This window comes from Arthrobacter paludis, assembly GCF_056782315.1.
In genome coordinates this window covers 104,439-125,510 of sequence record NZ_JBXAEW010000002.1, presented here as the reverse complement: position 1 = coordinate 125,510, position 21,072 = coordinate 104,439, and the positions used below count along the sequence as shown (strand labels likewise).

Sequence of the window (21,072 nt, the reverse complement as noted above, 5' to 3'; positions counted from 1 at the left end):
CCGTGGCGCTGACCCCGCGCTTCGCGTGGCTGTTCGCGGCCGGACTGGTGCCGGTCGTGCTGTTCCCGTCCGCCGGGACGGTGGCCCTCGTGGCGTGCGTGCTGGCCCTGCTGGCCGTGGGGGACGCGCTGGCGGCGCCGTCGCCGCGGCCGCTGGTCCTCGAGCGGCGCCTGCCGCGCGCCGTGCGGCTGGGCGAGGAGACGACGGCGGCGCTCCTGGTCCGCAATCCCACCGGGCGGCGGATCCGCGGCAGCCTCCGCGAGGGCTGGCAGCCCTCCGCCGGGGCCCGCACCGCGCGGTTCGGGCTCGACGTCCCGGCCGGCGAGCGGCGCGAGTTCCGGACGGTGCTGGTCCCCCGCCGGCGCGGGGCCGTGCACGTGCACCACGCGACGGTGCGCAGCACGGGGCCGCTGGGTCTGGCGCACCGCCAGTTGACCCGCCCCGCGCCGGGCGTGGTGCGCGTGCTGCCCCCGTTCCACGCCAAGCGGCACCTGCCCTCGAAACTGCAGCGGCTGCGCGAACTGGACGGGCGCACGGCGGTCCAGGTCCGCGGCGCCGGCACGGAATTCGACTCGCTGCGCGACTACGTGCGCGGCGACGACGTCCGCTCGATCGACTGGCGGGCGACGGCCCGCCGCCAGCATACGGTGGTGCGCACGTGGCGGCCGGAGCGGGACCGCCGCGTGGTCGTCGTCCTGGACACCTCGCGCACGTCGGCGGCCCGGATCGGCGACGAGCCACGCCTGGACACCGGCATGGAGGCCGCCCTGCTGCTGGCCGTCCTGGCGGAGCGGGGCGGCGACCGGGTGGATTTCATCGCGTTCGACCGGCGCGTGCGGGCGCGGGTCGAGTCCGTGGCCAAGGGCAGCCTGCTGGCCTCCCTGGTGGAGTCGATGGCGGCGCTGGAGCCGGAGCTGATCGAGGCGGACTGGTCCAAGGTGCCCGGGCAGGTGCACGCGATCAGCCGCCAGCGCTCGCTCGTGGTGCTGCTGACGGCCCTGGACTCGGGCGCCGTGGAGGAGGGGCTGCTGCCGGTCCTGCCGGAGCTGGCGGCCCGCCACGTGGTCGTGCTGGCCGCGGTGCGGGATCCGGCCCTGGACGCGCGCCGCCACGACCTGGCGGACGCGGCCGCGGTCTACCGCGCGGCCGCCGCGGAGCGGTCGCTGCAGCGCCGCGACGCCCTCAAGGAGCAGCTGCGCTCGATGGGCGTGGAGGTCGTCGACGAGACTCCGCTCGAGCTGCCGCCGGCCTTGGCGGACACGTACATCCGGCTGAAGGCGACCGGGCGGCTGTAGCGGGCTCAGGCCTCCGCGCGGACCTCGTTCAGGGCGGAGGCCGCGTCCGTGAGCCGGCCCAGCACGGCGCGGGCCGTGGCCGGGGCGGCGTCGTCGAAGCCGTCGCGCGGCAGCAGGGTCAGGGCCCCGAGGTCGGCGCCGGTCAGACCGAGCTGGCGCCAGGGACGCAGGAGCGATTCGACGGCGGCGACGGTGCCGGGCGGCTCGCGGTCGGACTCGAGGACCCCCAGCCACAGCTGGCGGTCCTGCTCGACGAGGGCGGCGCACCGCTCCCAGCCGGCGATGTCGAGCGCGGCGGTGGGCACGCCCACGCCGTCGAACCCGGCCGCGACGGCGTCGTCGAAGACCTCGCGCACACACCCCGGGACGCGGGCGGGGCGGCGGCCGCGCGCGTCGTCCGCGGGGTCCGGCAGCGCCGCGGTGCCCGGCAGGAGCACGACGGCGGCCGCCCCGGCCGCGCGGAGCGCCTCGGCGAGCGCGCGCCACGCTTGGGTCGCCTCGTGCCGGGGCACGGAGCGCAGCGTGCGGTAGCCGCTGGCGGTGGGGACCTGTCCGGCCAGGACGGCGGCCAGGTCGGGCTCCTCCACGGCGACCGTGACGTCCCCGAGCGTGGTGGCGCGGCGGGCATCGGCCACGTGCCGGGCGGCCCCGGCCGCGAGGGACTCCGCGAGGTCCCGGCGCGCGCCGGCGTCGGAGAGGGCGCGTTCCCCGTTGCGCAGCCAGAGGCCCGCGGCCAGCGACAACGGCCCGCGCAGCTGGAGCTTCAGTTCGGTCCCGGGCGACTCCTCGGCGCCAATGGCGTCCGCCGTGACGCCCAGGTCCGTCGCGAGGGCGGACGCGGCGCGGCGGTGGTCCCGGCCGGGCCGGTCGGCGAGCCGCCACCCGTGCGGGACCGCGTCGACGTACAGCTCCTCGAGCATGGCCGCCGTGCGGCCGAGGGCGTCGGAGCCGACGCCACGGGCGGGCAGCTGCGCGAGCGGGGGCAGGTGCGGGGAGCCCAGCTCGCCGCGGAGCACGTGCGTGGCCTCGAGGGGGTCCGTGCCCGGCATGGGCCCGTGCGCCGTGGCGCGGACGGACCCGTCCCGGGGGCGGGAGGGTGCGGCGGTCAGGACGCTTCGCCCCCGTTCGCGGTGTGGGTCTCGGAGATCGCCTGGTGGTGGCGGATGACCTCGCTGATGATGAAGTTCAGGAACTTCTCGGCGAACGCCGGGTCCAGCTGGGCGTCCTCGGCGAGGCGGCGCAGCCGTTCGATCTGGGCCGCCTCGCGCCCCGGATCGGCGGGCGGCAGGCGGTGGGCCGCCTTGAGGTGGCCCACGCGCTGGGTGCACTTGAAGCGTTCGGCGAGCAGGTAGACCAGCGTCGCGTCGATGTTGTCGATGCTTCCGCGGACGGAGAGCAGCTCCGCCATGACGGCCGGGTCCACGTGGCCCGACAGCGAGCTGGCTTCGGGGTCGTAGTCGGGCGCGGTCGGGGGCTGGCTCGGCTCGCTCATGCCGACCAGTCTATTGAAGCCCCTAGTGGAGGCGGCCGTGCCCGCCGTCTGTTACGGAGGGGCCGCGGCGGGCCCCGGGGGGCGCCGGACTGCGGCGCAGTCCGCGCCCCGCCGCGTAGAGGGCCACCGCGAGCAGGGCGGGCAGGATCCAGCCGGTCCAGCCGAGGGGGGCGACGTGCAGCGGGTGCAGTGGGCCGGGCGCGGCGAAGAACAGGGCCAGGCCGGCGCACGCGTTGAGCGCCCCGTGCGCCAGCGCGGCCGGCCAGACGCTGGCGGAGGCCTCGCGCAGCCACGCGAACACGGCGCCGAACACCGTGGTCATCGCGCACATGGCGGCCAGGGCGAGCCACCCCGGAATCTGGCCGTAGTTGTAGCCGAGCAGGACCAGCGGCGCGTGCCAGAGCCCCCAGGCCACCCCGGAGACCAGGACCATCGGCAGGGTCCCCAGGGGACGCAGCCGGGGCACCAGCCAGCCGCGCCAACCCAGCTCCTCGCCCAGGGCCGGCACCGTGTTGACGAGGGCGCCCAGCAGGATGTTGAGGGCCTGGGCGGCGATGAGCCCTGCCGTCGGGATGGCCGGCAGCTCGACGCCGAGCTGCGCGGTCTGGCGCTCGAGCACGGCGCGGTACGCGGAAAGCCCGGCGAAGTCGGCCGGGTAGACGCCGGCCAGGGCGCCGATGAGCAGGCCGCCGACGACCAGCAGCACCGGCAGCAGGAGGGCCGCGCCGAGGAACGCCGCCAGCGGGCCGAAGGGACGGAGCGGAACCAGGCCGAGGCGGCGGGCGATGCCGCGGCCCCGGGGGTCGCCGGCGGCCATCCCCGCGTCGGACGCGCCGCCGTCGGACTCCCCCGCGCCGCGCGCGGGACGCTCGACCCAGCGGGTGACGGCGAGCGCGGCCACCGCCGGGGTGGCCATGGTCGCGAGCGCGTAGGCCGGGAACCAGGGGTCGGCGAGGCCGTCGCCGAGCCACAGCGGCAGGGCGATGAGCCAGGCGAGCCCGTAGGCGATGAGGATGAACGCGCCGACGGCGACGGTGCGGCGGCGCGTCCCACTCATACGGACGCGGGGTCCCAGTCGCGGCTGCGCGCCGTGTCGATCGTGGCCTGGCCGAGCACGCGCGTGCCGGAGTAGAGCACCATGGTCTGGCCCGGGGCCACGCCGCGCAGCGGCTCGGCGAGGTCGACGACGAGCCCGCCGTCAGCCACCCGGGCGGTCGCCGGCACGGGGTCGGCGTGGGCGCGGACCTGGACGGTGCACGGGAAGTCCTCGCCCGCCATGGCGGCCGGCAGCGGCTCCCCGGCCCAGCTCGTGCGGATGCCGGTGAGCCGGTCGACGGCGAGCAGTTCGCGGGGGCCGACGACGACCTTGTTCTCCTTGGGTCGGATCTCCAGGACGAAGCGCGGCTTGCCGTCCGGGGCGGGATGGCCGATCTTCAGTCCCTTGCGCTGGCCGACCGTGAACGCGTTGGCGCCCGGATGCGTGCCGACGTCGCGGCCCTCGTGGTCCACGATCGCCCCGTCCTCCATGTCGATCCGCTCGGCCAGCCAGCCGCGCGTGTCGCCGTCGGGGATGAAGCAGATGTCGTGGCTGTCCGGCTTGTTGGCCACGGACAGGCCCCGCCGTTCGGCCTCGGCCCGGACCTCGGCCTTCGAGGGGGTGTCGGCGAGGGGGAAGATCGCGTGGCGCAGCTGCTCGTGGGTCAGCACGCCGAGCACGTACGACTGGTCCTTGGCCCAGTCGGCGGCGCGGTGGAGCTCGCGGTTGCCGTCGGCGTCCTCGACCACCTTCGCGTAGTGCCCCGTGCACACCGCGTCGAAGCCCAGGGCGAGGGCCTTCTCGAGCAGGGCCGCGAACTTGATCTTCTCGTTGCAGCGCATGCACGGGTTGGGGGTGCGGCCGGCCTCGTACTCGGCGATGAAGTCGTCGACGACGTCCTCCTTGAACCGCTCGGAGAAGTCCCAGACGTAGTACGGGATGCCGAGGACGTCGCACGCGCGCCAGGCGTCGTTGGAGTCCTCGACGGTGCAGCAGCCGCGGCTGCCGGTGCGCAGCGTGCCGGGCATGCGGTTCAGCGCCAGGTGGACGCCGACGACGTCGTGCCCGGCCTCGACGGCGCGCGCCGCCGCGACGGCGGAATCGACGCCGCCGCTCATGGCCGCCAGGACCCTCATGCTCTTCCCTCCGTTGATGTGGATGCGGTGCCGATGGACGTGGGCCGCCCGGCCATGCCCGCCTTCAGGGCGCGGGCGTAGGCCTCGGGCACGGCGGCGACCACGGCCTCGACGTCGGCGGCCGTGGACGGGTGGCCGAGCGTGAAGCGCTGGGCGCCGCGGGCCTCGTCCTCCGTGTAGCCCATGGCGAGCAGGACGTGGCTGGGGCGCGGGACCCCGGCCGTGCAGGCGGAGCCCGTCGAGGACTGGACGCCGAGCATGTCCAGGACGAACAGCAGGGAGTCGCCCTCGCACCCCGGGAACGTGAAGTGGGCGTTGCCGGGCAGCCGCGTGGGGGCGCCGCCGTCGTCCTCCCCGGGCTCGGGGCCGGACAGGCGCGCCTCGGGGACGGCCGCGCGGATCCCGGCGACGAGCGCGTCGCGCAGCCCCGCCAGGCGGGCCGCCTCCCCGGGCAGGTGGGCGACGGCGGCCTCGGCGGCCGCGGCGAACGCCGCGGCGGCGGGGGCGTTGAGGGTGCCGGAGCGCAGCCCGCGCTCGTGCCCCCCGCCGTGCAGGACGGGGACGGGCGCCGTGTCGCGGCGCACGAACAGCGCGCCGATGCCGACGGGCCCGCCGAGCTTGTGCCCGCTGACGGCCATGGTCGCCAGGCCGGAGGCGGCGAAGTCGACGGGGACCGCGCCGAACGCCTGGACGGCGTCGGAGTGGGTGGGGATGCCGTGCCCGGCCGCGACGGCGGCGATCCTGGCCACGGGTTGGACGGTGCCGACCTCGTTGTTGGCCCACATGCAGGCGACCAGCGCCACGGTGCCCGGGTCCCGCTCGATGGCGGCGCGGACGGTCTCGGGGTCGAGCCGGCCCGTCGGGTCGACGGGCAGCCACTCGGGCTCGGCGCCCTCGTGGACGGCGAGCCACTCGACCGTGTCGAGGACGGCGTGGTGCTCGATGGCGGGGACCAGGATGCGCCGGCGGGCGGGGTCCTGCGCCGTCCGGGCCCAGTAGAGCCCCTTGACGGCGAGGTTGTCCGCCTCGGTGCCGCCGGACGTCAGGACGACCTCGGTGGGGTGGGCGCCCGCGGCGGCGGCGAGGCGCTCGCGGGCCTCCTCGACGGTGCGGTGGGCACGGCGGCCCGCCCCGTGCAGCGAGGACGGGTTTCCGGTCAGGGGCAGCTCGCGGACCAGGGCGTCGAGCGCGGGCGCCGCGATCGGCGTGGTCGCCGCGTGGTCCACGTAGACGGGGGTGTTCGCGGGCATCTCCACCATTCTACCGGCCGGCGGCGCGGACCGGTCCGGCAGTGTTCCGGCCGGTCAGGCGCCCGGAGGGGAGGGCCGCGGATTGATGCGGTCGCCGTCGGCGTCCAGCCGGGCTTCCAGGGACACGGCGCGGGCCTCGAGGTCCGGGCTGCCCGTGATGGCGCGGACGAGTTCCGCGCTGCCGCCGACGAGGGTGCTGTCCTCGTAGAGCTCCGTCGACAGGAACCAGGCGCGGTCGGCGGGCCACGCCAGGTTCGGGGCCTGCCGCTCCTCGGAGGCGCCGCCCCGCTTCCACAGGGGGTGGGCCAGGTCCTCGCTGGTGCCGGAGAACACGTAGTAGGAGCGGTGGCCGGAGGGTCCGAGCCCCAGCCGCTCGGCGTTCAGGACCTCCGGGCCGAAGGCCGGCCTCTTGGCCTCCTCCCGGAGCTCGCGCAGCGCTTCGGCGTCCGCGTCGCCGGCGCCGGCCTCCCCGAGGAGCTCGACGGCGTCTCCTCCGTGGATGAAGGCGTAGCCGTCCCAGAGGGCCAGGTGGATCCGGTCCGGGGTGCCCGTGTGTGCGGCGAGGATCCGGGCCAGGGCCGCCAGGTCCGGTTGCGGCAGGCCGTGGGAGTCCGGCGGGTCGCCCTCCCACGCGTCCTCGTGCCACGGCATGCCGGATTCGTCGAGGCCGGAGATGGAGGCGAACTGGGCCTCGGCGTGGAGGCGCGTCCCCTGTGCGGCGGCGGCGTCGGCCCACCGCACGGTCCGTCCCTCGGGGTCGAGGGCCGGGTGGAAGACGCGCGCGCAGGCCTCGAACCCGGGCGGCACCTGGCCGGCTGCGGTCCGCGCGGTCTCGGGGTCGGACAGCGGCCCGGCCAGGGCGTCGGTCATCCATCGGCCGGGCTCCGGCCCGGCGAATTGCAGTGCCATGCCACCACCCTACGGCCACCCCGGCGGGACGGGCGTTACTGGTATGAATGGTGATACCGCCGGAAGGAGTCCCCCGTGACCATGTACCTCCCCCAGCTGTCGCATCCGGTGCACCGGTTTGGGCACCGCACCGTCGACTTCTCGCGGCAGGTCCTGCTCATGGCCATCATCAACCGCACGCCGGACAGCTTCTACGACGGCGGGGCGACCTACGGGTTCCAGGCCGCGGTGGACGCGTGCCTGCGCGCGGTCGACGCCGGAGCGGACTGGCTGGACATCGGCGGGGTTCCGTTCGCGCCCGGGCCGGCCGTCCCGTGGGAGGCCGAGGCCGAGCGCGTGGTCCCCGTGATCGAGGCGGTGCGCGCGCGGACCGACGCGATCGTTTCCGCGGACACGTTCCTGCCCGACGTGGCCGAGGCCGCCATCCTGGCCGGTGCCGACGTCGTCAACGACACGACGGGATTGAGCGACCCCGAGCTGGGGCGGGTGGTCGCACGGCACGGGGTGCACCTCGTCGTCACGCACTCGCGGGCGGCACCCCGCACCGTGTTCCCCCGGCCCCAGTACGTCGACGTCGTCGCGGACGTGGCCGAGTACCTGGTCGACCGCGTGCGGCTGGCCCGTGGCCTCGGCGTCCCGGCGGAGAAGATCATCGTCGACCCGGGCCACGACCTGAACAAGAACACGCTGCACACGCTGGAGCTGACACGGCGGTTCGACGAGATCGCGGCGCTGGGCTACCCGTCGCTGGCAGCGGTCTCGAACAAGGACTTCATCGGCGAGACCCTGGACTTGCCCAAGCGCGAGCGCACGGCCGGGTCCCTGGCGGCGGCCACGATGTGCATCATGAACGGGGCCCGGATCGTCAGGATGCACAACGTCCCCGAGGCCTGGTCCGCCGTGCGGCTGCTCGAGGCCGCCATGGGCTGGCGCGAGCCGGCACGCCTGGAGCACAACATGGGCGAGGTCAACGCGCCCGCCCACCCGGAACGGACCGCGCTCCCCGCGGTGGCCGTCGATGCCCTGCCCGCCGATCCGGCCTAGGAGGAGAACGTGATCCGCCAACTGCTGCCCGCTGCCGCCGAGGACCTCGACGACGAGGACCTGCTGCGGCTCTACGCGCCGCCGTCGGGCGACCGCCCCTGGGTCAGGTTCAACTTCGTCACCACGGCCGACGGCGCCGCAACGCACGGCGGCGTCTCGGGCGACCTCGGCACGGAGGCCGACAAGCGCCTGTTCATGCTGCTCCGGCGCCACGCGGATGTCGTGCTGGTCGGGGCCGGCACCGTCCGGGCAGAGGGCTACGACGGCCCCCTGGTCGGAGACGCGGACCGGGTCTGGCGGAGGGAGCACCGGATGGCGGAGCACCCGGGGGTCGCCGTGGTCTCCGGTGCCTTGGACATCGACCCCGGCGGCGCCTTCATCCGGAAGGCGCCCGTCCGGCCGGTCCTCCTGACATCGGCGGACGCGCCGGAGAGCCGGCGCGAGGCGCTGGCTCCCCATGCGGACATCGTGGTGTGTGGCGAGTCGGTGGTCGAACCGGCCGCCGCGGTCGGGGAACTGGCCCAGCGCGGCCATCGGGTCATCCACTCGGAGGGCGGGCCCACCTTGTTCGCGACCTTCCAGGACGCCGACGCGGTCGATTCCCTGTGCCTGTCCGTCTCCCCCCTGCTGGCGGGCGGGAACTCGATCCGGATCGCCACAGGCGAGCACGAACACGAACTGCGGCAGATGCGCCTCAACCTCCTGCTCGAGTCCGAGGGCGCGCTCTTCCTCGACTACCGCCGCAACGGATCCAGCGGGGGCTGACGCGGCCGCGCGCCACTGTCCCCGAGGGCCCGGACGCCACGCCGGTCCGCCATCCCTCCAGGCCCCTCCGCCACCCCTCGCCGTTCCTCCGTGGGCGGGGGCCGTTCAGAACGGCGGGATGTCGTTGGGGTCGTACGGTTCCTGCCCGACGGCCGTCCACGGGCGCGGACGCCCCGACTCCCGGACAGCGGGACCGCTGCCGCTGGGCGCGGCCGTCGGCGGGATGCTGGGACGGGGGCCGCGGGTCCCCAGACGCGGGGGCCTCGGCCGCCTGCGGCCGCGCCCGCGCCGTGCCCGACCGGGCCCCGCGGGCGGCGAGTCGGGAGCGTAGTCCTCGGACAGGGCCGCCTCTGCCGCCCACTCCTCCACGAACGACAGCCCGCGCGGCGGCGGCTCCTCCCCCGGCACCGCCGTCCCCGGCAGGGCGTGGGCATCGTCCGCGTCGTCCCAGTCGGTCGGGGGCTCCACGCGTCCGTCGGCGCCAACGGGCAGGCGTGCCAGCCAGGCGTCGGACGCCGCGGCCGTGGACTCCAGGTCGGGCCCGGGGTCGGGCGGCAGCCCCTCGGCGAACGGCTCCGGCTCCTCCCCGGGCGGCTCGGGCATCAGGGCCTCGACCAGGGTTGGGGACAGCTCGAGCGGTTCACAGCGGGCGCCGGGGAGGTCCTCGGAACCGCGCGGATAGGGCCTCCCCGGTCCGGCAGGGTCCTCCGCGGGACCGGTGTCCCACAGCGGGGCCGGGGTCCCGGTCGCGCTGGTGCCCAGGATCGTGGTCACCGTGACCGATCCGTCGGGGTGCAGCTCGGTCTCGAGCAGGCCCACGGACTTCAGCCGGTGGCACCGTTTGCACAGGCCCTCGAGGTTGGCCAGGTCCGTCGCGCCGCCGTGTTGCCACTCGACGGCATGGTCCGGCTCGGCCGCCCGCCGCGTGCACCCCGGATTCGAACAGACCGGGTGGCGCAGGCGCACCGCCCGGCGCTGGGCCCGGTTCGGCCGGTACGAGCGCCGGCCCATGGCCAGCACCTCCTGCCGGACCGGGTCCACCACCATGCGGGTCCAGCAGGAGGCCGCGTCCATGAACGCCGCCGCCTCGTCCATTCCGACGGCGCCGAACCCCTCGACCTGCGGCAAGGCCGCCCCGGGCACCAGCTCCACCGCCGGCAGCCAATCCCGCGACCCCTCGCCCTCCGCGCCGCCGGCGGCGGGACCGGCGCTCTGATCCCCGTCGGAGGGACTGTCGCTCTGGTCCCTGTCGGCGGCCTGGGGGTCCGCGGCATAGGGGCCTTGGCTCGTGTGGTTGCCCGGGGTGCCGGGCAGGACGGTGGACGGGATCGTGATCAGCACCTCGGGCCGGATCCCACCCAGCCCCGAACCGTGCGCCCCGGCCAGCAGCGTGTCCGTGAATACGTCCACCCGGATCTGCGCCTTCGTCCGCGATTCCACGCACCCGGCCTCTCCGCCGGTGCACCCGTCATCTCCGCCGGTCCCGCCGGTCCCGGGGCCGGAACCCGTGGCGTCGGCCGGACCGTCGCCAGCGCCCGTCTCACTTGCGCCCTCGCCATGGTCGCCGCGGTCGTCGTCCTCATCCGTGGGGTGCTTCAGCAGCGCCTCGGCGTGGGCGTCGAGCTTGCGGGCGATCGCGGCAGCCTTGCCGGACTCGAGCAGCCCCTCGAACCGCGACATCCCGTTCCCTGCCGGGCTGAACGCGATGAACCGGTCCTTGACGGCCTTGTCCTTGCGCTTGCCGAAGGACTCGGGATCGTAGCGCTCGAGCAACTCCCGGGCCTTGCCGGCCGTCTGCCCGGGCGCCTTCCCGGACGCGAAGGCCAACAGCGCCCGCCCCAGCCGGTTCCGCGCCGCCGCCACGTCCGCGCCCTCCCGGGCGGCCGCCGCGGCCTTGGACACTTCGACCTCCACGGGGTCCAGACCCGCGTCCGGATCCACGACCACGGGCCGGGGCTCGATCCGGCGCACGTGGGCCATGATCGTTTGGGCGTGCCCGATCCCCAACCGCCCCGCGGCCAGCTCGGCGTTCACCTCCGGGCAGTCCGAGAGGGCCGCGCACACCTCGCGCATCAGCCTGATCGCGCTGTCCGGGGAGACCTGGACCACCTGCGCCACGACCTGGGCCGCCGACTGCTCCCCGCCGTAGGTCAAGACCTTGCCCGACGCGCGGGAGCGGACCATCCCCTCACTCGGCAGCACATCCGAGGCCAGCAGCTCCTCGGCCCGCTCCTCCCCCGCGGCCCGCACTCCCACCAGGGCCTCGTTGAACTCGGACTGGGCCCACCGGCGCAAGGCCTCGGCCCACTCCAGCCGTGCCTCGGCCGAGACCGGGGAGCCCAACCGCACCAGCTCCCAGCCCTGGATCCGCACGACCTCGTGTCCCTGTCCCATGCCTCCGATTCTCCCCGTTCCCCCCGACATTTTGGGAACACCACTGCGAATGGGGATAACTACCATCGAACACAGCAACGTCTCTCGGGTGCGGAGGACCGGGACACCTGGGGCAGGCGGCGCTCCCGCCGCCAGCACCGCGACCGCCGTCGGCGATAGGATCGGTGGGCTTGACCGGCACCCCGCCAGCCGAGCCCGGGCCGAATGCGCGGCCCGGGGAACGCGCGTCCACGCCCCCGCGTTGATTCCGGTGGGGGCAGTCCGGGTGCGGCCCCTGTCCCGGCAGGCGCGGGCCCGGGGCCGCTGCGGGGGGAGCAGTCCCGGGGAGCGACCGTTCGGCGGGACACCAAACACGAGGAAGGGCGTACGTGGCGCAGGAGCAGACCCACTACGAGGTGCTCGGCGTGCCACGAAGCGCCGGCCCGGCCGAGATCAAGGCGGCGTACCGCCGCGCCGCGCGCGCCACGCACCCCGACCACGGCGGCGACGCCTCGCGCTTCCGTCTCGTCCACCTCGCGTACGAGACCCTGTCCGATCCCGCCGCGCGGGCCGCCTACGACCGCAGCTACGGCGGCACCTCCGCCTACCGCAGGTCGGACGACGACGGGGCCACCGCGCGCCGTGCCTCCGCCGAGGACTTCCGCGTCCGCCCCGGCGAGCGCCGGCCCCGGGCGACGGATCCTCCCCGCTACATCCCGCCCTTCGAGGAGGGCTCGGTGCCGGTCCTGGACCGGGCGACGGCGGGGCAACGGATCCATGGCGCCCCGCGCAAGCGCGGCCTCTTCACGGCCCAGGCCCGGCTGGCGCGCGAAGCCAGGACCGTCCAACTGATCGCCGGCCACATCCTGGACGTCCTGCCGGCCGCCCGGCTCGTCAACGGCCTGCACTCGCCCGTCGACCGCGGCTTCCTGGACCACGCCGTGCTGGCGGGATACCGGCTGGCCCTGGTCGACTCGATGCTGCTGCCCAAGGGCGTCTACCGGTGGGACGGGGACGTGCTGCGCCGCGACGGCAAGCCCATCCAGCCCCCGCGGCTGGCCCCCGCCGTCCGCGGCATGCAGGACCTGTTCCCGGAGGTCAACGTGACCGGCTGGACCGTGATCCACTCCCCGGACGGGAGCCTGCACGAGCCGGTGATCGACTACGCCCGCGGGGCCGAACCGTCCTCGTCCGCGCCAGTGAACGTCGTCAACGCCATCAACCTGGTCCGGGAGCTGAAGCTGTTTCTGGGCACCGGGCCCGCGCCGAACATTGTCGACGTCCCCCTGCTCGGGCGGCTGCTCGGCGGAATGTACTGACCCGGGCGCGCGCCGCCCCATCCCCCGACCCCACGCCGACTAGGATGGTCTCCGTGTTCCGCATCCTGTTCGACTCCCCGGAGATCCCCGGCAACACGGGCAACGCCATCCGCCTGGCCGCCATCACCGGCGCGGAGCTGCACCTGGTCGAGCCGCTCGGCTTCAACTTCGACGACGCCCACCTGCGCCGCGCCGGCCTGGACTACCACGACCTCGCCGTCGTCACCGTCCACCCCGACCGCGACGCCGCCTGGGCGGCGCTGATGCCCGCCCGGGTGTTCGCGTTCACGTCCGACGGCGAAAGCCTCTACACGGACATCGCGTACGAACCCGGGGACGTCCTGATGTTCGGGCGCGAATCGGTCGGGCTGTCCGACGAGGCGAAGTCGGACCCCCGCGTCACGGCCCGCGTCCGCCTGCCCATGCAAGCCGGGCGCCGCTCCCTGAACCTCGCCAACTCCGCGTCCATCGCGGTCTTCGAAGCCTGGCGGCAGCACGGCTTCGCCGGCTCGGCGCCGAAGGGCTCCCCGCCCGCCCCCTGACCGTACACAACCGCCGCACAGCCCCCTCCCGTACGCTGGAGGCGCCCGCACCCCGAGGAAGTGATCATGAGCCCCCACCGCCATTCCGATCCGCACGACGGCGCCGACGACGACTTCGGACTCGACCTCGTCCGCGACGCGTCCGCGGAGTCGCCGGGCCAGGCACGGCCGACCGGGCGCCGCTGGCTGATCCCGGCCGTGGCCGCCGCCGTCGTCCTCGCCGCGGTGATCGGGCTCGCCTCCCTCTTCTGGCCCAGCGACGACATCGGCAAGGTCGAGGACGCCGCCGACCGCGCCGAACGCACGACGGAGCTGGCCGACGGCGGAACCGCCACGGTCGCCGTGTCCCCGTCGGCCGACGCCGGCGCCGTGACGCTGGAGGGGCTGCCGCCCGCCCCCGAGGGCTCGACGTACCAGCTGTGGCTCGTCGGGACGGGCACCGGCGAGTTCTCCTCGCTCGAGCTCCTCGAGCGCGGGGAGACGTCCGGCGAGGCCGGGTTCCACGCCCTGGACGACATCTCCACCCTCGCCCTGTCCCTCGAGCCCACGGAGGGTTCCGAGCAGCCGACGGCGCAGTCCGTCGAGCGCATCCCCCTGCCCGAGACGGAGTAGCGCCGCCCCGGCCGGCCGCCCCGGCCGGCTCCCGTCGACGCGCTGTCGGCCCATGCCGGCGGCGCGTGCTGCGTCCGGTGCCCCCTAGAAGCCGGCGATCGTGTCCGCGGCGTTGACCTCGACCGTGTGGAACGCCTCGGCCAGACGCCCCTGGCCGAATCCGGCGGAGGCGGCCTTGGCCGCCAGGTTCGCCCTGACGTAGGCCTCCATGCGGTCCACGTCCGGGTGCTGGCTCAGGTGGTGCCGCAACGCCTCGACCTTGGCGCCGAACGTCTCGGTGATGTCCACCCAGTGGTTCTCCCGCTCCTCCGGGCCGCCATAGAGCCAGAGCCAGCGCAGCCGGAATGCCTCGAGGCCCTCGGCCGCGAGCTCGGGGTACGCGTAGGGGTTCTCGACCGCCGGGTACGCGGCGCGCACCACCGCCTCGCCGCAGGCGAGGTGGTCGGGATGGGAGCGTTGCAGGCGCTCCCAGTCGCGCTCGGGGTGCATGGCGAGGACGACGTCGGGGCGCACCCGGCGGATGAGCGCCACGACCTCGCGGACCACCTCGTGGGAGGGCTCCAGGAAGCCGTCCCGCTGCCCGAGGAAGTGCACGGTCCCGACGCCGACGGTCTTCGCGGCCTGCCGCTGCTCGTCGTGGCGCATCTCGACGATGCGCTCGCGGTGGGCCGGGTCGAAGCCGCCGGCGTCGCCGTCGGTCATGATGCAGTACTCGACGTGGATCCCGGCGGCCGTCCAGGCCGCGACCGTGCCCGCGGCCCCGAAGTCGAGGTCGTCGGGGTGGGCCGCGAAGCACAGGACCCGGTCCACCCGCTCGGACGCGGGATCGAAGCGCGCCACCGGCTAGGCCTGGCGGCGGCGGATCTCCGCCGCGGCCTGGGGCAGGATCTCGCGCAGGTCCCCGACGATGCCGAGGTCGGCCAGCTCGAAGATCGGCGCGTCCGGGTCGCTGTTGATGGCGATGATGGTCTGCGCCGTCTGCATGCCCGCCCGGTGCTGGACGGCGCCGGAGATGCCCGCGCCGATGTACAGCTGCGGGGAGATCGTCTTGCCGGTCTGCCCGACCTGGTAGTCGTGGCCGATCCACCCGGCGTCCGTGGCGGCGCGGGACGCGCCGACGGCGGCGCCCAGCGCGTCGGCGAGCTCCTCGACGGCGGCGAAGTCGCCGTCGACCCCGCGCCCGCCGGCGACGACGACGCGCGCGGCCTGCAGGTCCGGGCGCCCGGTGGCGGGCTTGGCCTCGCGCCCGGTGACCGTGGCGGCCGGTCCGACCTCGCCGGCGTCGAGCAGTACGCGCGCGGCCGTCCCCTCCCCCGCCTCGGCGGGCTCGGTGGTGTTCGGCTTGACCGTGATCACCGGGGTCCCCGCGGCGCGGGCCCGGGTGGTGTGGGAGCCGGCGAGAACCGACTTCTCCACGGTGAGGTCGCCGTCGACCGCGACGGCGTCGGTGATGACGCCCGAGTCGAGCTTGAGGCCCACGCGGGCGGCGATTTCCTTGCCGTCCCCCGTGTTCGGCAGCAGCACCGCGGCGGCGCCCGTGGCGCGGGCGGCGGCGGCGACGGCGGCGGCCGGTCCCGCGACGAGGGCCCCGGTCAGGTCGGTTTCCGGGGCGTGGACCTCGGTGGCGCCGAGGGCGCCGAGCGCCGCCAGGGCCGCGTCGTCCACCGGGGAGGCGGCGACGGCGGCGGGCGTGCCGAGGCGGGCCGCGTGGGCCAGCAGCTCGCGCTGGGCCTTGCCCGGCTCCGCCGAGGGGTGGTCGATGTAGACGAGGATCGTGGCCATGGTGGTCCTCCCGGGTCCTAGAGCAGCTTGCGGTCGGCGAGGAAGTCCACCAGCTTGACGCCGGCGTCGCCGCTGTCGGTGATGACGGTCCCGCCCTCGCGCGCCGGGCGCGCCTGGGCGTCGACGACCTCGGTCCAGGAGCCCGAGGGGCCCACGTCCACGGGGCCGAGCCCGATGTCCGCCAGCGTCAGCGTGGAGATCTTCTTCTTCTTGGCCGCGATGATGCCCTTGAAGTTCGGGTAGCGGGGCTCGTCGAACTGGTCCGTGACCGAGGCGATGGCCGGCAGCGGAGCCGAGACGGTGAGGGACGCGTCGTCGCCGTCGCGGCGGCCGGTCACGGTCCCGTCCGTGCCGAGCGCCAGGGTGGAGACGAGGGTCAGCTGCGGCAGGCCGAGCCGCTCGGCCAGCTGCGCGGGCACGATCGAGGTCTCTCCATCCGTGGAGGACATGCCGGTGACGATGAGGTCGAACCCGCCGAGGTGGGCGACGGCGGCGGCGAGCGCGCGGGACGTGGCCGCGGCGTCGGAGCCGGCGAGGGCCGGGTCGTTGAGGTGCACGCCGTCCGTGGCCCCCATCTGGAGCGACTTCTTGACGGCCGCGACGGCGGCGTCGCCGCCCATGGTCAGGGCCGTGACCGTGTGCCCGGCCTTCGGGCCGCCCTGGGACTCGATGAGCTGCAGGGCTGCCTCGACCGCGTACTCGTCGAGTTCGGACAGGATGCTCTCGGACCGGTCCATCGTGTGGCCGGGTCCGGTGAGGTGGCGCTCGAACTGGGCGTCGGGGACGTGCTTGACCAGGACGAGGACCTTCAACGGATCGCTCATTGATCGCCTTTCCACCGGGGAAACGTGGGCGGCCCGGCTGGGCCGTTGACCACTCTAGCCGCCCGGCCCGCGGGATTTCAGTTAATACCCACTAACTGTAGCCCGCGCGGCCGGGATCGACTAGTTCCCGGTGGATTCGCCGACCGTCACGTCGACCTGGCGCTCCTGGCCGTCGCGTTCGACGGTGAGCTCGGCCTTGGCGCCGGCCGCGTGCTCGCGCACCGCCGCCGTCAGGGACTTGCTGTCCCCGATGGGCCGCCCGTCGACGCCGGTGATGACGTCGCCGCGTTGGAGCCCGGCGCGGTCGGCGGGCGAGTCCGGGACGACCTCGCGGACGACCGCCCCGACGCTGAACGACGACCGCTGGTTGCCGATGTCCGGGGACTGCGCCTGGACCGTGACCCCCAGCAGGCCGTGGGACGCGGACCCGTCCTCGATGAGGTCCTGGGCGATGCGCTGCGCGTAGTCGATCGGAATCGCGAAGCCGACACCGATGCTGCCACTCTCTTCGCTGGGCGAGGCGATGGCGACGTTGATGCCGATGAGTCTGCCGTTGATGTCCACGAGCGCGCCGCCCGAGTTGCCGTGGTTGATGGCGGCGTCCGTCTGGATGACGTTGAGGAAGATGCTGCCCTGTCCCGACTGGTTCTCCTGGCCGGGGAACTCGAAGTTGAACCGGTCGCCGCCGCTCCCGCCGCCGTCCTGGCCCTCGGTCGGGGTCTCGGGTACGGCGGACGACGCGACGGAGATCGTCCGGTTCAGCGTCGAGACGATGCCGTCCGTCACCGTCCCGGACAGGCCGAGGGGCGCGCCGATGGCGACGACCGGGTCGCCGACGTTGAGCTCGCCCGAGGTGCCGGTCTCGATGGGCGTCAGGTTCTGGGCGTCGATCTTGATGACGGCCAAGTCGGAGAGCGGATCCGTGCCGACGATGCTCGCCTGGTGCACGCCGCCGTCGGCCGTGCGCACGGTGACGTTCGCGTCGCCGGAAGCGCCGCCCATGGTCACGACGTGGGTGTTGGTCAGGATGTGGCCCTCGGGGTCGAGGATCACCCCGGAGCCGGAGCCGCTGCCGCGGCCGTCGGAGACCTCGATGGTGACCACGGAGGGCGAGGCCTTCGCGGCGGCGGCCGTCACGGCCGTGACGTTCTCGGGGTTGTTGATGACGAGGCCCTCGGTGCTGCCGGCGGTCTGCGACACCACGGGCTCCGCACCGCCGTCGATCAGGTAGTCGGCGCCGATGGCCGCGCCGCCGCCCACGAGGGCCGCCGCGAGCATCCCGGCGACCAGGACGGGGGCCCCGAACGTGCGGCGGTCCCGCCGCCGCTCGGGGGCCACGGGGCCAAAGGCCGCCGGCTGCCCCTGGGCTCCGTACGCCGAGTGCTGCTCTCCGTAGTGCTGGCCGTAGGGCGGGTACTGTGCCGTGTGCTGCTCCGCGGCCGGGAAGCGGGTCGTGGGATCGCCGGCGGGACGCTGCGGCGGGTTCTGCGGCCGCGGCGGCACGTCCGGCCCGCCCGTGCCGCCGTCGTGCGGTGTGGCACCGGGCTGGTTTTCGTGCTGGTCGCTCATCGCCTGCTGTCCTTTCTCGGGAAATGCCTGGGTCCCACTATGGCAAGCCGGACTATGTTCCACGACAGGTTTAGCTGGGCGCCACCTGTGAATGGCCCGAACGCGCCCGGGAACGGGCGGATCCGGTGGACGCCCCCCGGGGCCACCCCTAGAATCGGGCATCACGGGCCCGTTCGGCCCACGATGCTGAAGGGTGACCCATGCGATCCATCGTCAGGCGGGCGGCCGGGGCCGGTGCCGCCGCCGTCGTGGCGGCGTGCGCGTTCGCCCCCGCGGCCTCCGCGGAGCCGCCGGTCGAGATCCCGGCGGGCGAGTTCCTCGTCGACTCCGCCGATGCCCTGTCCCCTGCGGACGAGGACCGCGTCCGCCAGGCGATCGCCGACCTGCGGACCTCGACCGGCCAGTCCCTCTTCGTCGTCTACGTCGACGAGTTCACCCAGCCGGCCGACATGGAGCAGTGGGTCCAGCAGGTCGCGCAGGACAAGGGCCTCGGGCCCAGCGACACCATCCTGGCCTTCGCGACCGAGGCCCGGCAGGCCCGGCTGAAGTCCGAGAACACGAGCGAGATCGCTCCCTTCGACGAGGCGATCTGGTCCGAGTACGCGGTCCGGGAGCTGCCCGCCGGCCCGATCGCGTCGGCCGACTGGGCCGACGCCGCCGTCGCGGCCGCGGCCGGCATCGAGGACGCCTCGGACGGCGGGCTGGACGGCGCGGGCGCGTCCGGCGGAGCCGCCGCGGGGAACGACGGCGGCGGCGTCGGCCCCTGGGTCCTCGGCGGCGTCGCCGTAACCGGCGGGGCCGTGGCCTACCTGATCTGGAAGGGGCGCCGGCGCGGCGACCGGCGGCCACCGGCACCCCACCCGGCCGGCGCGCCGGCGGGGCCGCCCCCGGACCCGCTCGCCGGGCTGTCTCTGGAGGAGCTGCGCACGCGCGCGGGTTCGCTGCTGGTCGCGGCCGACGACGCGATCAAGTCCAGCGAGCAGGAGCTCGGCTTCGCGATGGCCCAGTTCGGCCAGGAGGCGATCCGGCCCTACACGGCGGACGTGGAGGCCGCGAAGCGGCACCTGACGGAGTCGTTCCGGCTGCAGCAGCAGCTCGACGACCACATTCCGGACACCGAGGAGCAACAGCGCGCCTGGCTCGGCGAGATCATCCGCCGCTGCGAGGCCGTCAACGACACGCTCGAGGAGCACCGCGAGGACTTCGACGCGCTGCGCGAACTGGAGCGCCGCGCGCCGGAGGCGATCGCCTCCCTCGAGGCCGGCCTCCCCGAGGCCCGGCAGCGCCTGCAGACGGCACGCCTGGAGCTGGACCGGCTGGCCCGGGACTACGCGGACGAAGCCCTGACCCAGGTCCGCGACAACATCGAGCAGGCCGGCGAGCGGCTGGAGTTCGCGCAGACGGCCATGGCCACGGCGCGGGAGAAACTGGACGCGGGCGCCGGGGGCGAGGCGGCCGTCGCGATCCGCGCCGGCGAGGAGTCCCTGCACCAAAGCGGCGTGCTCCTCGACGCCATCGGCAAGACCGGCACCGGATTGGCCTCCGCGCGCCGCGACCTGGACGCCGTCGTGGCCGACACGCGCCAGGACCTGGCGGCAGCGCGCGCCCTGCTTCCGGGGCGGCCCGAGCTGGCGGGCCCGGTCGCGGGCGCCGAGTCCGCACTGGAGCGCGTGGAGACCGAACTCGCTGCCGGACGAGTCGACCCGGTGGGCCTGCTGCGCCAACTGGAGGCCGCGAACGAGCGGCTGGACGCCCCGCTGGCGGCCATCCGCGGCGACCAGGAACGCCGGCGCCGCGCGGCCGACCAGCTGCAGGCGGCCCTCCGCACCGCCCAGGTGCGCATCGCGGGCACCAGCGACTTCGTCCGTGCCCGCCGGGGCGGGGTGGGCCCGACCGCCCGAACCCGGCTGGCCGAGGCCGAGCGGCACCTCGACGAGGCCGTCCGCCTCGGCGGCAGCGACCCCGTGGCGGCGCTCGAGTCGGCCCACCGGGCGGCGCACCTGGCCGACGAGGCGGCGCGCGAAGCCGAATCCGACGTCAGCGGCTTCGGCGGGCCCGGCGACGGCGGGTACGGCCGCCGCGGCGGGTTCGGCGGGGGCTTCGGCGGCGGAATGTCCGGGGCCATCCTCGGCGGGATCCTCATCGATTCCGTCCTGCGCGGCGGCCACCACGGCGGCCACGGTGGCGGGATGTTCGGTGGCGGCGGCTTCGGGGGTTTCGGCGGGGGCGGCGGCTTCGGCGGGGGCGGCGGCGGAGGAAACTTCTGACCGCGCGGCGGTCGGGAAGCGGTTGGAACAGGACCGGCAAGCACAAGGGAAGGTGGACACCGTGGTGAAGCAGTCGATTTTCGGACGCATCGCGCAACTCGCGAAGGCCAACATCAACGCGATGCTCGACGAGGCGGAGGACCCGCAGAAGATGCTGGACCAGATGGTCCGCGACTACACGAACAACATCGCGGAGGCCGAGACGGCCGTGGCCCAGACCATCGGCAACCTGCGGATGCTCCAGCAGGACCAGCGCGAGGACCAGGAGGCCGCCCGCGAGTGGGGCGGTAAGGCCTTGGCGGCGTCCCGCAAGGCCGACGAGTTCCGCGGCGCCGGGGACGAGGCCAACGCGGCCAAGTTCGACAACCTGGCCAAGGTGGCCATCCAGCGGCAGATGCAGTCCGAGCGGGAGGCCAAGGGCGCGGCCCCGACGATCGCCTCCCAGGAGGAAATCGTCGCCAAGCTCAAGACGGGCCTGGACCAGATGAAGTCCAAGCGCCAGGAGCTGGTCTCGAAGCGCGACGAGCTCGTCGCTCGCGCCAAGGCCGCCCACGCCCAGACCCAGGTCCACGAGGCGCTCAAGAGCATCGACATCATGGACCCCGCCTCGGAGGTGTCCCGCTTCGAGGAGAAGGTCCGGCGGGAGGAGGCCCGCGTGCTCGGCGCCAACGAGTTGGCCGCCTCCAGCCTGGACGCGCAGTTCGAGTCGCTGGAGGACTTGGGCGAGCAGACCGAGGTCGAGGCCCGCCTCGCCGCCCTGAAGGCCGGGGCCTCCCCCGCCCAGTTGGGCAGCGCGGCCAACGAGTCCGCCGCGACCACGGAGGAATCCACCTACCACGGCGCGTAGGCTCGGTCCG

19 protein-coding genes are annotated in these 21,072 nt (G+C 74.9%); 8 read left to right on the top strand and 11 right to left on the bottom strand.

The features are described 5' to 3' along the window. Positions 1 to 2 precede the first annotated feature (2 nt). Positions 3 to 1,295 (top strand): DUF58 domain-containing protein, encoded by a 1,293-nt coding sequence (locus AC1Q5D_RS02095; protein WP_481736901.1) that lies wholly within the window; start codon positions 3 to 5, stop codon positions 1,293 to 1,295. A gap of 5 nt (positions 1,296 to 1,300) precedes the next feature. On the opposite strand, the gene AC1Q5D_RS02090 is transcribed toward AC1Q5D_RS02095, so the two are convergent. From AC1Q5D_RS02090 to AC1Q5D_RS02065, 6 genes are read right to left on the bottom strand one after another with little or no spacing between them, the layout of a single operon-like run. Continuing rightward, positions 1,301 to 2,344: a uroporphyrinogen decarboxylase/cobalamine-independent methonine synthase family protein gene (locus AC1Q5D_RS02090; protein WP_481736900.1), complete on the bottom strand. Its 1,044-nt coding sequence runs from the start codon at positions 2,342 to 2,344 to the stop codon at positions 1,301 to 1,303. A gap of 56 nt (positions 2,345 to 2,400) precedes the next feature. Continuing rightward, positions 2,401 to 2,787, bottom strand: a complete 387-nt coding sequence (locus AC1Q5D_RS02085; RefSeq protein ID WP_481736899.1) for a chorismate mutase — start codon at positions 2,785 to 2,787, stop codon at positions 2,401 to 2,403. Between the two features lie 22 nt (positions 2,788 to 2,809). Then, positions 2,810 to 3,844, bottom strand: coding sequence for a CPBP family intramembrane glutamic endopeptidase (locus tag AC1Q5D_RS02080; RefSeq protein ID WP_481736898.1), 1,035 nt, complete (start codon positions 3,842 to 3,844; stop codon positions 2,810 to 2,812). After that, positions 3,841 to 4,959, bottom strand: coding sequence for a tRNA 2-thiouridine(34) synthase MnmA (mnmA, locus tag AC1Q5D_RS02075; protein ID WP_481736897.1), 1,119 nt, complete (start codon positions 4,957 to 4,959; stop codon positions 3,841 to 3,843). The genes AC1Q5D_RS02080 and mnmA overlap by 4 nt, the downstream gene beginning before the upstream one ends. Next, entirely contained in the window at positions 4,956 to 6,209 is a 1,254-nt protein-coding gene (locus AC1Q5D_RS02070; protein WP_481736896.1) for a cysteine desulfurase family protein, read from the bottom strand. Before AC1Q5D_RS02070 ends, mnmA begins: the two co-directional genes overlap by 4 nt. A 54-nt stretch (positions 6,210 to 6,263) precedes the next feature. Continuing rightward, positions 6,264 to 7,118 (bottom strand): hypothetical protein, encoded by an 855-nt coding sequence (locus AC1Q5D_RS02065; protein ID WP_481736895.1) that lies wholly within the window; start codon positions 7,116 to 7,118, stop codon positions 6,264 to 6,266. A gap of 81 nt (positions 7,119 to 7,199) precedes the next feature. Between AC1Q5D_RS02065 and folP the strand changes: the two genes are divergently transcribed. Both folP and AC1Q5D_RS02055 read left to right on the top strand, forming a co-directional pair. Next, entirely contained in the window at positions 7,200 to 8,162 is a 963-nt protein-coding gene (gene folP, locus AC1Q5D_RS02060) for a dihydropteroate synthase (protein WP_481737054.1), read from the top strand. 9 nt (positions 8,163 to 8,171) lie between these two features. Continuing rightward, positions 8,172 to 8,927 carry a pyrimidine reductase family protein gene (locus AC1Q5D_RS02055; RefSeq protein ID WP_481736894.1) on the top strand — a complete coding sequence of 252 codons (756 nt, stop codon included), beginning with the start codon at positions 8,172 to 8,174 and terminating at the stop codon, positions 8,925 to 8,927. Between the two features lie 105 nt (positions 8,928 to 9,032). Here the strand turns inward: AC1Q5D_RS02055 and AC1Q5D_RS02050 are convergent, their stop codons facing one another. Then, positions 9,033 to 11,321, bottom strand: a complete 2,289-nt coding sequence (locus AC1Q5D_RS02050; protein ID WP_481736893.1) for an HNH endonuclease signature motif containing protein — start codon at positions 11,319 to 11,321, stop codon at positions 9,033 to 9,035. A 368-nt stretch (positions 11,322 to 11,689) separates the two neighbouring features. Between AC1Q5D_RS02050 and AC1Q5D_RS02045 the strand changes: the two genes are divergently transcribed. From AC1Q5D_RS02045 to AC1Q5D_RS02035, 3 genes are all read left to right on the top strand, one after another. Beyond that, the gene (locus AC1Q5D_RS02045) at positions 11,690 to 12,619 is read left to right on the top strand and encodes a J domain-containing protein (protein ID WP_481736892.1); all 930 of its coding nucleotides are present in this window, start codon (positions 11,690 to 11,692) and stop codon (positions 12,617 to 12,619) included. Positions 12,620 to 12,672: 53 nt separating this feature from the next. Then, on the top strand, positions 12,673 to 13,161 hold the full coding sequence (locus AC1Q5D_RS02040; protein WP_481736891.1) for a tRNA (cytidine(34)-2'-O)-methyltransferase: 489 nt from the start codon (positions 12,673 to 12,675) through the stop codon (positions 13,159 to 13,161). 66 nt (positions 13,162 to 13,227) lie between these two features. Continuing rightward, complete coding sequence (locus tag AC1Q5D_RS02035) at positions 13,228 to 13,773, top strand: anti-sigma factor (protein ID WP_481736890.1); 546 nt, start codon at positions 13,228 to 13,230, stop codon at positions 13,771 to 13,773. Positions 13,774 to 13,857: 84 nt separating this feature from the next. Here AC1Q5D_RS02035 and AC1Q5D_RS02030 read toward each other — a convergent pair whose 3' ends face one another. The 4 genes from AC1Q5D_RS02030 to AC1Q5D_RS02015 all read right to left on the bottom strand — a co-directional run bounded on the left by AC1Q5D_RS02030 (position 13,858) and on the right by AC1Q5D_RS02015 (position 17,948). Beyond that, on the bottom strand, positions 13,858 to 14,613 hold the full coding sequence (locus tag AC1Q5D_RS02030; protein WP_481736889.1) for a PIG-L deacetylase family protein: 756 nt from the start codon (positions 14,611 to 14,613) through the stop codon (positions 13,858 to 13,860). A 3-nt stretch (positions 14,614 to 14,616) separates the two neighbouring features. After that, positions 14,617 to 15,555 carry an electron transfer flavoprotein subunit alpha/FixB family protein gene (locus tag AC1Q5D_RS02025; protein WP_481736888.1) on the bottom strand — a complete coding sequence of 313 codons (939 nt, stop codon included), beginning with the start codon at positions 15,553 to 15,555 and terminating at the stop codon, positions 14,617 to 14,619. A 17-nt stretch (positions 15,556 to 15,572) separates the two neighbouring features. After that, the gene (locus tag AC1Q5D_RS02020; RefSeq protein WP_481736887.1) at positions 15,573 to 16,379 is read right to left on the bottom strand and encodes an electron transfer flavoprotein subunit beta/FixA family protein; all 807 of its coding nucleotides are present in this window, start codon (positions 16,377 to 16,379) and stop codon (positions 15,573 to 15,575) included. 120 nt (positions 16,380 to 16,499) lie between these two features. After that, a complete protein-coding gene (locus AC1Q5D_RS02015; protein ID WP_481736886.1) occupies positions 16,500 to 17,948 on the bottom strand; it encodes a S1C family serine protease in 1,449 nt (482 codons plus the stop codon). 200 nt (positions 17,949 to 18,148) lie between these two features. Between AC1Q5D_RS02015 and AC1Q5D_RS02010 the strand changes: the two genes are divergently transcribed. Continuing rightward, a complete protein-coding gene (locus AC1Q5D_RS02010) occupies positions 18,149 to 20,215 on the top strand; it encodes a TPM domain-containing protein (RefSeq protein ID WP_481736885.1) in 2,067 nt (688 codons plus the stop codon). A gap of 61 nt (positions 20,216 to 20,276) precedes the next feature. After that, entirely contained in the window at positions 20,277 to 21,062 is a 786-nt protein-coding gene (locus AC1Q5D_RS02005; protein WP_481737053.1) for a PspA/IM30 family protein, read from the top strand. Positions 21,063 to 21,072 lie beyond the last annotated feature (10 nt).